Genomic DNA, 16,308 nt, shown 5'->3' with positions numbered 1-16,308 from the left:
CTCCATTAGAAAAGACCCTCTTCATAAGAAGAAGGTCTTTGTTTTTAGTACAGCCTAGTCGGCATTTTCAAGGTCATACAAAAATCGTGGCAAAGCGTCAATAACATCTCTTGCAATGGTTCCACGCTCAGATTTTTTGTATCCTGCAAGTAGTGCCGTCGAGCCAAGTGTGAACGACCCAAGTGCCGCCGCATCGAGAGCGTTGCACCCCTGAGCTACATAGGATGAAACAATGCCTGCAAGCATATCCCCTGAGCCACCCTTTGCAAGAGCAGTTGTGCCTTCGGTGCAAAGATAAACTTTTCCACAGCCCACCGCAAAGGTGTCAGCTGACTTCGCAAGCACCATCACGCCATATTTTTCCGACAGCCTATATGCAAACCCAAGTCTGTCCGACATGACCTCGCCCACAGTCACGCCACAAAGCCTTGCAAGCTCCGCAGGGTGAGGGGTGAGGATAACTGTACTTTTCTTCTTCAACAGTACATCTATATTCGGACAAAGTGAATTTATTCCGTCAGCGTCCAAAACTATAGGTATCTCAGCATTTTCTATAAGCTCCGCCACAAGCTTCTCGGTCTGAGCCGTGTGACCAAGCCCACAGCCTATCAGCAAACAGCTTGCCTTTTTGCACTTTTTCAGTATCGTCTCCGCATTTTCAGCCACCATAAAGCCGTCCTTGTCGGTTTTCATTGCCGAGTATGTACATTCATACATACCAGCCGACAGGGAGTTGACTACGCTTTTTGCAGTGCAAAGCTCAAAAAGTCCCACGCCTGTTCGCATTGCCGCCATTGCTGAAAGCCCTGCCGCACCTATATAGCTCTCTGAGCCTGCCACGCTCACCACCTTGCCGAACGTGCCCTTGTGTCCGTCAGCAGGTCTAAAAGGCAGTGCCGCCCTTGCTTTTACCACGTCAAAAGGCGTTATAACAGGGTATAGGGTATTCTCGCAACGCTCGTCAATACCGATATCTTTTACCAGAATTTCACCGCAAAAGTCCACCGCAGGCTGTAAATAAAGACCCAGCTTGCCACGATGAAAGGTCACTGTCACGTCAGTCTTGAACGACAGCTTGTCAGCCTGACCATTCCGTGCATTTACTCCCGACGGCAGGTCGCAGGCTATCTTCATGCCTTCACATTTTTCACAAGCTCTGAACACTGGCAGGATATTTTCACGCAGGCTTCCATGAAAACCCGTTCCGAAAATGCAGTCCACAAGCACGTCAGCACCCTCGATAAAATCCAGCGCATTTTCAGCTTTCAGCACCTCTACGCTCTTATCAAGCCTAGCATACGCTGCCGAAGAAAGGTCAGTGTCAGGCTCGCCACAGCATAGGAACACCGCAGGCTTGAGGCCTTGTTCCACAAGTAAATTTGCCGCCACAAGTCCGTCACCGCCATTGTTGCCCTTGCCGATAAGAAGTACTATCTTTGAGGACGCAGTTGAGTTGCTCGCAATGACCTCCGCAAGCTGTGCCGCCGCATTGTCCATGAGCTGAGCAAGGCTCACGCCATATTTTTCAGCCTCATGCTCGCAAAATGTCATTTGCTCCACTGTCAATATCCTATCCATTTTTATCCTCCTTTTCATAAGCTATCACCACTGCCGAAGCGATATCCTTGATGTGGGAAAGTGACACCGCAAAGGTCAGCCCCCTATTTTCAGCCGCCAAAAGCGCATTCCCTGTAAGCTCCAGATAAGGACAGCCAATCTCGTCACGCAAGCATGACACCTCGTTCAAGGCGAAGCCCTCGACCCCAGTGCCTAAAGCCTTTGCGAAGCTTTCCTTAGCCGCCCAATTCGCCGCCATGGATTCGTATGGGTTTTTCTTCTGTGAAAAAAGGGTCAGCTCCTTTTCGGAGTAAACCCTTTCACAGAAACGTCGGCTCTGACAGCTTTTTTTTATGCGTTCGATCTCAATAAGATCAGTTCCGACAAATATTTTCATTTTTATTTCCTCAGTGTTCTCGGAAGCGCAGGCTTCATAAGCTCCAGCATATCATCATCAGGTGTGAAGATAACAGTTGTAAGCCCGAGATTTTTGTGGTTGAATGTTATGTAGTAGTCTGTAAGGCTATCGTCACAAGCGCAGGCAAGGACCTGTGTTGCGCCCTCTGGCACAGAGAAATTCTCGTCAGCAATGCCGAAATCTGTCGCACTGCCGCAACGGAATGTGATAAGGCGCTTTCTTGAACGCTGAGCCGTTATCTTGTCAACGTCTATTTCTCCGTTTGTGAAAATGTATTCATACTCCACATCGAGTTTTGTTGTAAGATAATAACCGCCATAAAGTGCGGCGGCGGCAAGAAAAATGCCTATTACAGAAAACTGCGTGCCGAATGGGAAAATGAAGCACAGTGCGGCAAGTGCCACGCTTGCTATCATGATGAAAATTTTCTGTATCTTATCGTTCTTTGTGGGGATCTTGCGAACTATTTGTTCTTTGAAGCTGTCCATTATTTGTCCTCCGTTTATTCAGTGCCGCTGAGAAGCTCTTTCATTACCCAGCCGCTTTTATTGTTATATTTTACATATACCCATATGTTTCCGTCGCCGTCTGTTCTCTCGCCGTAGCCGTTTATGGTCTTGCCGTCAGGTATCTTTTCTATCACGTCATATTTCTTTGACGGACCGTATCTGAGATTAAGATAAGAGGTGTCTGACTTTACAAGAAATGGGATAGAATCAGGGTATTTCACATCATCGCCCAAAGGGAAAAGTGCGTCCTTTTTGAACTTTGTGGTGGTGGTCTTTTTAGTCGCCTTTGTTTCGGCAGATGTTGTGGTTGTTGTGGTGGTCGTTCTCTTTGTTGCCGTTGCGATTATGTCAGGGTCGTAGCCCTCGTCAATGCTCACGTCAGGGTTTTCAAGTGTGCCTGCCGTCACAGAAGTGGTGGTGGTGTAGCCCTCGTAATCCTCATCGTCCTCGTCATAATCGTCACCCATTGTGGCGGTCTTTGTGGTCTCTATAACTCTCTGGGCGGCAGTACCCGTGGTGGTCTCCGTTTCGGAGGAGCTTTCTGGAAGCATTGCCCCACATGACGCAAGCCCGAAAACCGTAGAACAAGCCAGCACAGCCGCAAGCAGTTTTGATCTCATTTTTTATATCCTCTTTTCAGAATTTACACAATTTTATTTTAAGCCAAGAAGTCTTTCTGCGTTGCCACCGAGAATTTTATCTTTGTTATCCTCGGAAATGTTCAAGCGCAGTATCTTTTCTTTTATAAGGTAGGAACTGTCCCAAGGGCAGTCGCTTGCAAAAAGTATCCTGTCAGCCCCATGCTTTTCAACGATAGCCTGCATAAGCTCGTCAGGACACATACTTGTGAAAGCGGTGTCAAAATAAACTTCACCGTCAACTCCTGCCAAAACGTCACGCACCTGCTCCCACATCATGTTTGCACCAAGATGTGCAAGAATGACCTTGAGCTTAGGGTGCTTTTTTATCATGTTCAGCGCCCTCTCAGGTGTGGAGTGGATAAGGTCAGGGGAAACGCAGTCATAGCCCGAATGGAATATAACAGGCAGGTCGGCTCTTTCAATGGCGTCATATATCTTGTCCATGCGCTCATCATCTATCATAAAGCCCTGATAATCAGGGTGAAGCTTTATGCCGTGAAGTCCAAGCTCCTTTATGTGGGCTATCTCCTGCTCATAGTCCTCAGCGTCAGGGTGTATTCCACCGAAGCTTATAAATCTTCCGCCGTCCTGTTGGGCACACCAATCGTTTATAACTCTCTGCTGAGCAGGCTTTGTCGCCACTGATAACAGCACGCCCTTGTCAATGCCCCATTCGTCAAAACGCTGTATAGTTTCCTCCGCAGTGCCTCTTGTGAAAGGGGTTATGCCGCTTTGAGCCTGAAGCTTTTCAACAGCCTTTTCCGCTACCTTTGGATTAAAGGCGTGAACGTGAAAATCAATTACCATTTAAAACATCTCTTTCTGAAAATACTTTTCCATATGGTATTATACCACAAATTCAAGCCTCTTTCAACGAATATCGGCAATTTTCACAGTATTTTCATCTAGAGCTATTCCCAGCTTTTCCACACCTCGGGGCAGAAGCCTACTGTGGCTTTCTTGCCGTTTCTTACGATAGGTGCGGCAAAAAGCTCGGGATAGTCAAGAAGCTTTTCTATCTTTTCCTCGGTGCTTCCAAGATATTTTATGAGCATTGCCTGCTCTCCCTTTGCCTTTGGGTCGATAAGCTTGTCGATGTCGCCGACAGCCGCAAGCACTGAGTTAAGCTCGCCCTTGCTAAGCCCCTTTGTAGGCAGGTCAACAGATTGGAACTTTATTCCACGCTCTTTGAAATAACGTTCGGCCTTTTTGGTGTCAAAGGATTTTGACTTGCCGAATATCTGTATGTTCATGGGATTATCTCTCCGTTTCTGCATTCAAGAATGATAGTAAAAGGACCGTCATTGAGCAGTGAAACTTTCATGTCTGCACCGAAAACGCCCTTTTCTACCTTGCCTGTAATTTTTTCACCGCAGACCTTGCAGAAGTATTCATAAAGTCTGTTGGCTTCATCAGGCTTGCCTGCATAGATAAATGACGGGCGGTTGCCGTGGTGACAATCTGCATAAAGGGTGAACTGTGAAACGCAAAGAATATCTCCGCCAACATCATTTATAGAAAGATTTGTCTTGTCATTCTCGTCAGCGAAAATGCGAAGCTTTGATATCTTGTCTGCAAGCTTGTCGCAGTCAGTCTCAGTGTCCTCCTGACCTACTCCGAAAAGTATCAGAAAGCCCTTTTCTATCTCGCCTGTGACCTTGCCCTCGACCTCAACTTTTGCACTTGTGACCCTCTGTATTACCGCTCTCATCAGCCCACCTCCACGGTGTAGCTGTAGGTGTAAACGGCATCAGGTGCAAGCTTGATAGCGTGAGGCTTGTTTTCGATATCCTCGAAAGCGTCGTCCTCGTAAACGGGCACGCTAGTCCAAGGCTCAAGGCAGATAAACTGAGCGTTAGGGTCGCCCGTGGAAGTCCATACGGCAATGCAGTCAGAATGTGGGAATGACAGCTTTACGAAACCGCCGTCAGACTTTTTCAGGGTGATAGCCTTTGAAACAGGGTGGTCTTTCATGATAACGTCATAGTCGAAAAGCTCTCTTGTTAGAGTGATAGTCTTTTCACCGTCAAGGATAGTCCTCTCGCCGTTTGGGATAGGCTGAACTATATGCTCGTTTTTCTCGTACTCAACTGTGCATTTGCCACCTTGGATATCGCAGATAAAAGCAGGGTGACCGCCGAGATAGAAGTACATAGCCTTTTCATCAGTGTTTTTTACTGTGTTTGTGACGGTGACTTTTGAACCTTTTATGGAGTAGGTGACTTCAAGCTCAAAGTGATATGGGTATTGAGCAAGTGTCACGTCATTGTCTTTGAGGGTAAAGCTCAGTGAATTTTTTGTGCTGCCTGAGAAAGCAAATTCGCTGTCACGGGCGAAGCCGTGGTTTGCAGCCATGTGATATTCCTGACCGCCTGCCTTGTAGGTGCGGTCTTTAGGGGAGCATATGAACGGGAAGAGGATAGGAGCGTAGCGTTTCCAAGCGTCACCACATTGCCAGAGATATTCTTTGCCGTCCAGTTTGATAGAGTGAAGCTCAGCACCGAAAGTGTCGGCTGAGACAGAGAGTTTATCATTTTTTATTTCATAAAGCATAGATCAGACCTCCGAGAGAAAAATTTTATACCTTATTATTATAGCACATTGTTTGGGAGATGTCAAAACCAAGTGAGCAGTGAGGTTTTGAGGTCGGCTGGGTATGGGCGAAAACGTTTGAAAAAATTTAAAAGTCTGTTGAAAATTCTGTTCTGATATCAATATTTTAACAGTTAAATTTTATGACTTTGATACAGAATAACTAAAATATTTTCAATTGTTTGTGTAAGCTGACAAAACTTGTGATGACTATTGACTTTAATTTGGAGATAGTCTATAATAAAATGGTAAGATTATTTAATTGTGCAGTGCTTTTTGTTCACAGCTTCAGACTGCACTGAGGAGAAATGACTATGAATATTAAAGACGCAAAACAACAGATACTTAATGCAATACAAGCCTATCTCATTAAAGACGAATTTGGCGATTACCGAATTAGCATAGAACATCAGAGACCTGTGTTCCTGCTTGGCGCACCTGGTATCGGTAAGACCGCTATCATGGAGCAGATAGCTCAGGAAACCGGCGTAAACCTTGTTACCTACTCGATGTCCCACCACACAAGAGAGTCTGCCCTCGGTCTTCCTGTTATTGTACATAGAAACTACACCGGTGCTGACGTGCAGATATCCGAGTACACGATGAGTGAGATCGTGGCTACTCTTTATGACACTATCGAAGCCACTGGCATTAAAGAGGGTATTCTCTTTCTCGATGAGATCAACTGCGTTTCCGAGTCCCTTGCTCCTGCAATGCTCCAGTTTTTGCAGTATAAGGTTTTCGGACTTCATCAGGTTCCGGCAGGTTGGGTAGTTGTTACGGCAGGTAACCCGCCTGAGTTCAACAAGTCTGTTTCTGAGTTCGATATCGTTACTCTCGACCGTGTTAAGAGAGTCGAGTGTCAGCCTGATTTTGGCGTTTGGAAGGAATATGCTTACTATGCAGGCGTTCACCCTGCTATCATATCATATCTTGAGCTTCACCCTGACCACTATTATATGGTAGACGCAAGCGATAAGAACAACTACCGCTTTGTTACTGCCCGTGGCTGGGAGGACCTTTCTGAAATGATGCAGCTTTATGAGGAGAGCGGTATCCTTGTTGACCACGCTCTGGCTGCTCAGTATGTACAGAACCCAGAGTTCTCAAAGGGCTTTGCGGAATATTATGACAGATTCAACTACTATCGTGAGAAATATGACGTTGACGCTATCCTCGAGGGCGGCATAACTGCTCAGAACATTGCTGACGCAAGAGCGGCAGGCACTGAGGAGGCTGTGGCTCTTATGAATCTGCTTATGGACGGCATCACATACACGATGAGAAGCTGTATCCAAATGGAGAAGATGATAAGACTTATCCACCCGAGAATGGAAGATATCCTTGTGAAGATAAACAATGGTCTTTCATGCCGTCAGATAATCAGTGAACACATCATGGACTGCAACAAGAGCCTTGACAAGGCGGTAAGAGCAAGAAACATCTCGCCGTCAAACAAGAAGATACAGCACTGGATTCTTCACAATCTTGAAGCTTATCTTGATAAGTGTACGAACGAGGGAAGAGATAACAAAAACCGCTGTACTGTTATTTTGCAGAACTCCTTCAACAATCTGCTCCATGGCGCAAACAACGTTACACAGCAGTCTATGAATGGTCTGAAATATGCTTTTGACTTCCTTGAGAATGCTTATGGCGCTGACAGCAATGTTATGAAGAAGTTTATCGAGGAGCTGAAAGTAAATTGCCACACCACAAACTTCATCAAGAAGTACGGCTCAGAGCAGTTCTACAGACTTGCAGGTGAGCCTGTTCAGCAGCCTACCTACAACAATCTCTATGACCTTAATCTTACTGATTGCCTTTTAGAGCAGGAATAAGCATAGATACAAAATGAATATCACACGGGCGAACACTGTTCTCCTCTACAATGTTTTACTACAGAGTGGGGGTGACGGACGTTCGCCCGTTTTGGTTTTTAAATGGCTTTTGAGCTGAACGCATACATATTTGTTAATATAAAAAGCTTGTAATTTGCGAAAAAGTGTGATATAATAACTAAGAATGTACAAACGAGAATCAGTGAGGTTTTTACTATGGGCAAGATTTATGATTTAGGCATAGACGTAGGTTCGACCACGGTCAAGACGGTAATTCTTGACGATGGCGAGTTTATTTATAACAAATATGAAAGACACTTTTCAAAGGTCAGGGAAACGGTGGCTGAGCAGCTGCGTGCTATCAGAGAGCTTTATCCTGAGGACAAGTTCAGGATAGCCATAACAGGCTCGGCAGGTCTTGGCATCGCTGAGGCAAGCGGTATCTCTTTCGTGCAGGAGGTCTTTTCTGCTTTTATCGCTGTAAACAAGAAGTATCCAAAGGCTGACGTTGTGGTTGAACTTGGCGGTGAGGACGCTAAGATAATCTTCCTCACAGGGGGCGTTGAACAGCGTATGAACGGCTCTTGCGCAGGCGGAACAGGTGCTTTTATCGACCAGATGGCAGGACTTTTGGGCGTTACCCCTGACGAGATGAACGACCTTGCTCTTAAGGCTGAAAAGACTTATCCTATCGCTTCAAGATGTGGTGTTTTCGCAAAGTCTGATATTCAGCCGCTTCTTAATCAGGGCGCAAGAAAAGAGGACATATCTGCGTCTATCTTTCAGGCTGTTGTTGACCAGACAGTTTCGGGTCTGGCACAGGGCAGAAAGATCGGCGGTCAGGTGCTTTTCCTTGGCGGTCCGCTTACATATCTCAGTGCACTGAGAAAGGCATTCAGAACTACTTTGAACCTTGACGAGGAACACGCTATACTTCCTGAAAATTCTTCATGCTATATGGCTTTCGGTGCGGCACTTCATGCTGACACGCTGGCGGAGGAAATGACTATAGACGAAGCCCTTGACAAGATAGTGAACGCAAAGGCTACTGACAATATCGTGGTAGGCAAGCCACTGTTTGCAAGCCGTGAGGAATATAATGCTTTCGTGGAAAGACACAAGAAGTCTGACCTTAAATATGAAGACATCAGAACTTACAAGGGCGACGCTTATCTTGGCATAGACGCAGGTTCGACAACCACAAAGCTTGTGCTTATCACACCTGACGGAAAGCTTCTTTATCAGCACTACTGCTCAAACAAGGGTCAGCCGCTGGATATAATCGCTTCAAAACTGGAGGAGATATACAATCTTGCTACCCCTGAGCTTAACATAAAGGCTTCTGCGGTAACAGGCTACGGTGAGGATCTTATAAAGGCAGGTCTGGGAGTTGACTATGGTATAGTTGAAACTGTTGCGCACTATAAGGCGGCGGCTTATTTCTGTCCCGACGTTGATTTTATTATTGATATCGGCGGACAGGATATAAAGTGCTTTAAGATAAAAAACAATGCTATCGACAGCATTATGCTCAACGAGGCTTGTTCATCAGGCTGTGGCTCGTTCATTCAGACTTTTGCAGGTGCAATGGGATATGACATTGCAGAGTTTGCAAGGCTCGGCCTGTTTGCAAAAGCACCTGTGGAGCTTGGCTCAAGATGTACAGTGTTCATGAACTCATCTGTAAAGCAGGCGCAAAAGGACGGAGCTTCCGTTGAGGATATCTCTGCAGGACTTTCTTCGTCTATCATCAAGAACGCAGTCTACAAGGTAATAAGAGCCAAGTCTATTGACGAGCTTGGCAAGAATATAGTCGTTCAGGGCGGAACGTTCCTTAACGACGCTGTACTCAGGTCATTTGAAATGGAGCTTGGCAGAAACGTTATAAGACCTGCCATTGCGGGACTTATGGGTGCGTTCGGCTGTGCGCTTTTCGCAAAAGAAAAATCTCAGGGCAGGGACGGCAAGTCAGGCGTTCTTACAAAGGCTCAACTTGAAGAATTTGCTTACAATTCAAGAGCCGTTCAGTGCGGAGGCTGTGGTGCGCACTGTAACCTTACTATAATAAAATTTAATGACGGCAGAAGGTTTACTTCCGGAAACCGCTGTGAAAAGGGTGCAGGCATAAAGATAACCGACAGAACGGAAAACATGATAGAGTATAAGTATAACAAGATACTCTCTTATGCTGACAACAAGCCTGCAAAACCTATTGCAAAGGTGGGACTGCCGCTGGCACTGTCTTATTATGACCTTATGCCGTTTTTCTCAACACTGCTCACAAGCCTTGGTTTTGAGGTGGTGCTGTCTGAGGAGTCAACGAGAGATACATATTACAAGGGTCAGCAAACTATTCCGTCTGATACGGTATGTTATCCTGCAAAGCTTTGTCACGGCCATATAGAGAGCCTCCTTGACAAGGGCGTGGACTTTATATTCTATCCTTGCATGAGCTACAATGCTGACGAGGGTCAGTCGGATAACCACTACAACTGTCCTGTTGTCGCTTATTATCCTGAGCTTCTTAAAGCTAACAATGACAAGCTGAATGATGATAATTTTATCATGCCTTATCTTGACATAAACATCAAAAAGCACGTTGCAAAGGCAATGGCAAGAGCGCTTTCAAAGTATAACATCACTGCAAAGCAGGTGCTTGGAGTGCTTAACAAGGCTTATTCTGAGCAGGTGAGATACCATAGGGATATTGAGGCTAAGGCGCAGGAGATAATCGCTGAGGCAAGGGCGAAGGGTCAGAAAATAATCGTTCTGGCAGGCAGACCTTACCACATCGATCCTGAGATAAACCACGGCATACACAAGCTTATCGCTTCTCTTGGCTTTGCTGTTATTACCGAGGACAGCGTGGCGATGAAAGTGGATACACCTCCACTTGACGTACTCAATCAGTGGACTTATCACTCAAGGCTTTACAGAGCGGCAGAGTATGTATGCGAGAATGATGATATGCAGCTCGTTCAGCTTGTATCCTTTGGCTGTGGTATCGACGCTGTTACAACAGACGAGGTAAGAGCGATACTTGAAGAAAAGGGCAAGCTTTACACTCAGCTAAAGATAGACGAGATAACGAATCTCGGTGCGGCTAAGATAAGACTCAGGTCTTTGGCGGCGGCACTGGAGGAAAAAGAAGCCAGCGCAAATGCTGAGAAGAAAATGGACAAGGAGGCAATGTAATGGCTGAAAAAGAGATAAAACACGCAGGCTCGGACAGAGTGAAAAGGTCTTATTTTGACAAGTCAAGACGTGAGGAATACACTATACTTATACCTGATATGCTTCCTATACACTTCAAGCTTATCATGGCGATATACAAAAAATACGGCTATAACATGGAGCTTTTGCAAAACTGCTCACGAAACGTTATAGACGAGGGACTTAAAAACACACATAATGACGCCTGCTATCCTGCGCTTCTTGTTATCGGACAGTTTATGGACGCTCTCAAAAGCGGCAAGTACGACCTTGAACACACGGCTCTGCTTATGTCGCAGACGGGCGGCGGCTGTCGTGCTTCAAACTATATCCACCTTATAAGAAAGGCGCTGTCAACGCAGTTTCCTGAAGTGCCTGTTCTGTCGCTGAATTTCAGCGGACTTGAAAAGGACGCTTCTATAGATATCACCCCTGCCATTGCAATGAAGCTTATTTATGCTGTGCTTTACGGCGATATGCTCATGCTTTTGTACAATCAGTGCAAGCCTTACGAGATAGAGAAAAATTCTACGGACGAGCTTTTGGCAAGGTGGCAGCACAGGCTTGGAAAGCTGTTTGCTACCCCGAGCAGATATATGCACACAAAGAGCATTTACAATGCTATGCTCAAAGACTTTGCGGCACTGCCGAGGACAAAGGAGAAGAAGCCTAAGGTCGGTATTGTGGGAGAGATATATGTAAAGTATTCGCCTCTGGCAAACAATCACCTTAACGATTTTCTGCTGTCTGAGGGCTGTGAGCCTAACGTGCCTGGACTGTTGGACTTCGTGCTTTACTGTGCGTCTGACGCTATCAATGACGAGAAGCTTTATGACAAGAAAACCAGCCGCACTCTTATGTACGGCATTGGTTATGACGTGCTTTACAAGTTCCAGAAGCAGCAGATAAAGATCATCAACGAGCAGGGCATTTTCCAGCCGCCTCATGATTTTGAACACCTTAGAAAGTGTGCTGATAAGTACATCAGTCAGGGTGTTAAAATGGGCGAGGGCTGGCTTATCACTGCTGAAATGGCAGCTCTTGCAGAAACAGGTACAAAGAACATAATCTGCACTCAGCCATTCGGCTGTCTGCCTAACCATATTGTTGCAAAGGGTATGTCAAGAACTATCAAGCAGGCTTATCCGGACGCAAATATAGTCGCTATCGACTATGACCCTGGTGCGACAAAGGTCAATCAGGAGAACCGTATCAAGCTTATGCTTGCTAATGCGGTCATGGATTAATAGAGAACAGAAAGATAAAACCCCCTTGGAGCGTGGCTCGGAGGGGGTTGTTTTGTGCAAAAAGCAGGCTTAATAATTGTAGCTTTTCTGTTCATGTATCTGTTCGGGTGCGATAAAGCTCAGGGCTTTAAGTTTCTCGGTGACTTTATCCGCCTCGGCTTTTGATACGTTGAAATCAAAGTCGATATAGTCGATATCATCGTTGTTATATATATCGTCTGTATCGTAAGTCCTTATTATTATGCTTACTATATTTACTTGGTTCTGTGTTCTTTTAAAGTGGTGTATATAGTCGCTGATACTCTTTTTGCGGCTGTCAAAGGCGCTGTTGTAGATATCTATTATCTGCATGGTCTCGTCTTTTGTGAGGGTGTTTTTGTCCTGCGGATTTTGGTGGCTTGAAATATAGGAAGCTGTTATGTCATCTGTTGTTGTGTTCAACGCCCACACATGATTGTATTCAGTAAGCTTTGCTTCATCTATCTTGCCTGTAAAGCCATTGCAGAAGTATGCCAGAATGTTCACTCCGAAAATGATTACCATATACACTGCGAAAATGCCTACCCATTTCACAAAGCGGATTATTGTAAGCTTGCTGTTTGATGATAGTATTCTCACAAGGAGATAGCCCAAGAGAAGTGCAGGAAGAAGTATCAGGTTGCTTGTGTCGGAGAGGACGTAAGTCGTTACAGTGACTACGGCTAGGATAAGTATAATTTCACGATAGGCACTGAATATGAACGGCTTGCCCGTGTCCTTGCCGTCACGCTTTTTGTAGAGGAAATACAAAAGTGTGATAAGCAGAGCTGAGAAAATTGTGCTTCCAATGAGAAGAAGCAGGACTTTTGTGGAGTAGCCAAATTCCATAAGCTTGGCGGAAATGGCGCTCCATGCAGGACAATAGGTAACGAAATTTTCAATATCGTATGGGTACTGAACTGTAAATGGACTAATTGTGGAATAGTATATGCAAGCAGGGAGAGCCGCTTCGCAGACTGTTATTATCACCGCTGTGTATATCATTTCTGCAAGCCTGCCACAGCATATCATACACAAAAGCACCGCAAGTATCACGAAAAGGCTCGTGGCAAGTTCTGTGAACATCAGCACTGCGGAATATCTTGCTACCATGTACAAGGTGATATCCGTTGTGAGGAATATGGCGATAAACTGAATGATGTTCCAGAATATGACCGGCAGGATATGCAGTTTCAGCAGGGTGAGAAGCTTTGAGAAGAAGCGTTCTTTTGCACTGGCTGGGAGAGAATACGCAAGGTCTGCGTGTGGCTTGCTGTAAAGCTCATGGAAAAGGGTAAAAACTGTAAATACTGCACACAACGCTATCGCCACAGAGCCTGCCTGGGCAAGACCATAGCCTGTGTAACTGTTCGTCACGCTCTCACTGTAGTAGGTGATGAACTTCCGCATGGACATCTGCATGATGAAGTTTATGAACAGCACAAGGTTTGTGATGATGAAAAGCAGTTTGTTTACTCTGAAGTCACGGCGTGAGGTCTTTATTATTCTATTCTTCACTGACAGCATATCCACGCACCTCCATTTCGTAAATGAAAATCTCTTCAAGTGTGAGAGGGACAAGCTCCAGAACGGCAGGGGAGAGAGCAGAAAGCTTTGCGGTGATATCCGCTTTTTCGCCCTTTGCCACAACGGTGGAAACTCTTCCGAGTTTTTTGAAACTGAGCACTTCGACGCCTGCGTTTTCTATGGCGGAGCGGTCAAGCTCGCCCTCAGGCAAGGCTATCTGCACCTTTTCAAAGCCCTCTCTTACATCATCGATATCCTTGGCAAAAATGACTTCGCCTTTGTGCAGGAGCATTGCTTTGTCGCAAAGCTCGCCTATCTCGGTGATGTTGTGTGAGGACACCACAAGGGTCGCACCACGGTCGAAAATATCGTCAACTATCATTGTGCGGATAAGCTTTCGCATGGCAGGGTCAAGGCCGTCAAAAGCCTCGTCAAGGAGGATATACTTTGTTCGGCAGGCAAGTGCAGCCACAACGATAGCCTGTCTTTTCATGCCCTTTGAAAACTGGGACAGCGGTTTCTTCCGTGGCAGGTCAAGCTTTGAGATAAGGTCATCGAACACCTTGTCGTCAAAGGTCGGGTAGCTGCTTTGGTAAAAGCTTTTCAGGTCATTCACTGTCAGTCTTGAAAACTGCACCGTTTCGTCGCTCACAAAGAAGATGTTCTCTTTAGCCTGCGGCCGGTCATAGACCTCTGTTTTGTCAATGGTGACGCTGCCGCTGTCGGGGCGGTAGATCCCGCTTATAACACGCAGCAGGGTGGATTTGCCTGCTCCGTTCGAGCCTACAAAGCCGTATATGCAGCCCTCGGGGATATCCAGGGTGACGGCTTTCAGTGCCTCGTGATCTTCGTCTGCGTTTTTGAATGTAAGTGACAGGTCTTTTATTTCTATCATTCTTTGTCACTCCTTTCTTTCTGTTCCTCCGCCAGTTCTTCAAGGACGGAGGTAAGCGATCCAAGGCTTATGCCTGCCTGCATTGCGGCGGCGGCATGGAGCTTAAATTCTTCCAGCAATTTTTTCTCTATAGAGCCTTTCTGCTTTGCCACAAAACAGCCTTTTCCTGCTACGGAATATATTATCTCGTCATGCTCAAGTCTGCTATAGGCTTTGGCGACTGTGTTTGGATTCAGACCCAGTTCCTTTGCCAACATTCTTGAGCTTGGTAGCTTATCGTTTTCTTTCAGCACGCCTTTTGATATAAGGCTTGAGAACTGGCTGCATATCTGTTCGTAGATAGGTGCTCTTCCTGTAAGATCAAGCGTTATCACCTTGAATACCTCCTTTCGATTTTGTTGTTTCGTTTCATTTGTTCTGCTGTACTAACTGTATTATCTGTTGTAGTACACTTAGAGTATACAACTATAAGTCTGATTTGTCAAGGAGCGTGGATATTTTTCAGTACTTATCACAATACTGCGTCGTTTTGATAGTTGGAAATGTACAAAAGTTCAGGCTTTGGGGAGAGAAATATTATTAAAATGTAAAAAATGTGTTTAAAGGGCTTTGGGACTATTGACAGGGATGAAAAATGGTGCTATACTTTAATACATAAAAGCTTAAAAGCATAAAATCTTTAAAGCGATGAACTTATACAGACATGGTAAGGGTCTGCTTTTGGAAAGGAAGTAATCACAATGGCAAATCAGGCAAAGACAATAAATCAGAAAGGTGACCTTATGTCATATCGTCCTGATATAAAGCTTCTGGACGCAACTATCCGTGACGGAGGACTTGTAAATAATTTTGGATTTTCAGACGAGTTTGTAAAAGAACTCTATAAAACTAACATAAAATCAGGCGTTGAATACATGGAGTTCGGCTACAAGGCTTCTAAGGAGCTTTTTGACGTCAAGGTGTTCGGTAAGTGGAAGTTCTGTGATGAGGAAGATATCAGAGCTATCGTGGGCGAGAATGACAGCCCTCTGAAGCTTTCTGTTATGGCTGACGTTGGCAGATGTGATTTCAAGAAGGATATCCTGCCAAAGAGCGAGAGCGTTATCGACATGATAAGGATCGCAACGTACACTCATCAGATGCCTGGTGCGCTGGAGATGATAAACTACTGCCACGATATGGGCTATGAAACTACTATCAACATCATGGCTGTTTCTGCAAGCCGTGAGGACGATATCGCACAGGCTCTTGACCTTGTGGCAAAAAGCCCTGTTGACGTTATCTATCTTGTTGACAGCTACGGCTCTCTTTTCCCTGAGCAGGTGAGAAGACTCACGGCTCAGTATTGCGAGGTGGCTGAGGCAAGTGGCAAAAAGGTGGGCGTTCATATGCACAACAATCAGCAGCTCGCTTTTGCAAACACTATCGAGAGCATTTCTCACGGTGCAAGCTTTGCTGACGCTACAATGAGCGGAATGGGCAGAGGTGCAGGAAACTGCTTCATGGAGCAGATGCTCAGCTTCCTGAGAAACCCTAACTACAAGCTTACTCCTACACTGAAATTTGTTGAAAAGTACGTTGCTGAGGAGAGGGCAAAGGGTTCACAGTGGGGCTATGACGTGCCTTATATGCTCACAGGTGCGCTCAACCGCCACCCTCGTGCGGCTATCGCATTCCTGAAGGATAACAGAACAGATTACAACGAATTGTATATGGATCTTCTTAACGAGTTGTCATAAAATCATTCTTCATATAAACGGCGTTTCCATAGTGATGTGGGACGTCGTTTTTGTGTTGCAAAATTTTTTATCTTATGTTATAATTATTTTGCGTTTTCATAAAACCTTTTG

15 protein-coding genes are annotated in these 16,308 nt (G+C 45.5%); 4 read left to right on the top strand and 11 right to left on the bottom strand.

The window, feature by feature from the left end; translation table 11 throughout:
- Positions 1-54 precede the first annotated feature (54 nt).
- The 8 genes from DWW81_RS08295 to DWW81_RS08260 all read right to left on the bottom strand — a co-directional run bounded on the left by DWW81_RS08295 (position 55) and on the right by DWW81_RS08260 (position 5,678).
- A complete protein-coding gene (locus DWW81_RS08295; RefSeq protein ID WP_242989587.1) occupies positions 55-1,578 on the bottom strand; it encodes an NAD(P)H-hydrate dehydratase in 1,524 nt (507 codons plus the stop codon).
- Positions 1,571-1,954, bottom strand: coding sequence for a holo-ACP synthase (acpS, locus tag DWW81_RS08290; RefSeq protein WP_117897333.1), 384 nt, complete (start codon positions 1,952-1,954; stop codon positions 1,571-1,573). The genes DWW81_RS08295 and acpS overlap by 8 nt, the downstream gene beginning before the upstream one ends.
- Positions 1,955-1,956: 2 nt before the next feature.
- A complete protein-coding gene (locus tag DWW81_RS08285) occupies positions 1,957-2,463 on the bottom strand; it encodes a DUF6106 family protein (protein ID WP_117857854.1) in 507 nt (168 codons plus the stop codon).
- Between the two features lie 14 nt (positions 2,464-2,477).
- Positions 2,478-3,104, bottom strand: a complete 627-nt coding sequence (locus tag DWW81_RS08280) for an SH3 domain-containing protein (protein WP_117877321.1) — start codon at positions 3,102-3,104, stop codon at positions 2,478-2,480.
- 33 nt (positions 3,105-3,137) lie between these two features.
- The gene (locus tag DWW81_RS08275) at positions 3,138-3,932 is read right to left on the bottom strand and encodes an amidohydrolase family protein (RefSeq protein ID WP_117897332.1); all 795 of its coding nucleotides are present in this window, start codon (positions 3,930-3,932) and stop codon (positions 3,138-3,140) included.
- A 104-nt stretch (positions 3,933-4,036) separates the two neighbouring features.
- The gene (locus tag DWW81_RS08270) at positions 4,037-4,378 is read right to left on the bottom strand and encodes an ArsC/Spx/MgsR family protein (protein WP_022287732.1); all 342 of its coding nucleotides are present in this window, start codon (positions 4,376-4,378) and stop codon (positions 4,037-4,039) included.
- Complete coding sequence (gene dtd / locus DWW81_RS08265) at positions 4,375-4,836, bottom strand: D-aminoacyl-tRNA deacylase (RefSeq protein ID WP_117897331.1); 462 nt, start codon at positions 4,834-4,836, stop codon at positions 4,375-4,377. The genes DWW81_RS08270 and dtd overlap by 4 nt, the downstream gene beginning before the upstream one ends.
- Positions 4,836-5,678: an aldose 1-epimerase family protein gene (locus tag DWW81_RS08260; protein WP_117897330.1), complete on the bottom strand. Its 843-nt coding sequence runs from the start codon at positions 5,676-5,678 to the stop codon at positions 4,836-4,838. Before DWW81_RS08260 ends, dtd begins: the two co-directional genes overlap by 1 nt.
- A 353-nt stretch (positions 5,679-6,031) precedes the next feature.
- Between DWW81_RS08260 and DWW81_RS08255 the strand changes: the two genes are divergently transcribed.
- The 3 genes from DWW81_RS08255 to DWW81_RS08245 all read left to right on the top strand — a co-directional run bounded on the left by DWW81_RS08255 (position 6,032) and on the right by DWW81_RS08245 (position 12,018).
- Positions 6,032-7,558, top strand: a complete 1,527-nt coding sequence (locus DWW81_RS08255) for a MoxR family ATPase (protein ID WP_117897329.1) — start codon at positions 6,032-6,034, stop codon at positions 7,556-7,558.
- A gap of 216 nt (positions 7,559-7,774) precedes the next feature.
- A complete protein-coding gene (locus tag DWW81_RS08250; RefSeq protein ID WP_117897328.1) occupies positions 7,775-10,753 on the top strand; it encodes an acyl-CoA dehydratase activase-related protein in 2,979 nt (992 codons plus the stop codon).
- Positions 10,753-12,018, top strand: coding sequence for a 2-hydroxyacyl-CoA dehydratase (locus tag DWW81_RS08245; protein WP_117897327.1), 1,266 nt, complete (start codon positions 10,753-10,755; stop codon positions 12,016-12,018). Before DWW81_RS08250 ends, DWW81_RS08245 begins: the two co-directional genes overlap by 1 nt.
- A 69-nt stretch (positions 12,019-12,087) precedes the next feature.
- On the opposite strand, the gene DWW81_RS08240 is transcribed toward DWW81_RS08245, so the two are convergent.
- From DWW81_RS08240 to DWW81_RS08230, 3 genes are read right to left on the bottom strand one after another with little or no spacing between them, the layout of a single operon-like run.
- Positions 12,088-13,563, bottom strand: coding sequence for a hypothetical protein (locus DWW81_RS08240; RefSeq protein ID WP_117897326.1), 1,476 nt, complete (start codon positions 13,561-13,563; stop codon positions 12,088-12,090).
- Positions 13,544-14,458, bottom strand: coding sequence for an ABC transporter ATP-binding protein (locus DWW81_RS08235; RefSeq protein WP_117897325.1), 915 nt, complete (start codon positions 14,456-14,458; stop codon positions 13,544-13,546). Before DWW81_RS08235 ends, DWW81_RS08240 begins: the two co-directional genes overlap by 20 nt.
- A complete protein-coding gene (locus DWW81_RS08230) occupies positions 14,455-14,832 on the bottom strand; it encodes a GntR family transcriptional regulator (RefSeq protein ID WP_046439432.1) in 378 nt (125 codons plus the stop codon). The genes DWW81_RS08235 and DWW81_RS08230 overlap by 4 nt, the downstream gene beginning before the upstream one ends.
- Before the next feature lie 366 nt (positions 14,833-15,198).
- Here DWW81_RS08230 and DWW81_RS08225 point away from each other — a divergent pair, with 366 nt between their 5' ends.
- Entirely contained in the window at positions 15,199-16,197 is a 999-nt protein-coding gene (locus DWW81_RS08225) for an aldolase catalytic domain-containing protein (protein WP_181982704.1), read from the top strand.
- Positions 16,198-16,308: the final 111 nt, after the last annotated feature.

The sequence above is a fragment of the Ruminococcus sp. AF17-1AC genome (assembly GCF_003461385.1).
GTDB classification, from domain to species: Bacteria; Bacillota; Clostridia; order Oscillospirales; family Ruminococcaceae; genus Hominimerdicola; species Hominimerdicola aceti.
Note: the sequence above shows the minus strand (reverse complement) of the source record. Positions and strands in the feature narration are given on the sequence as shown.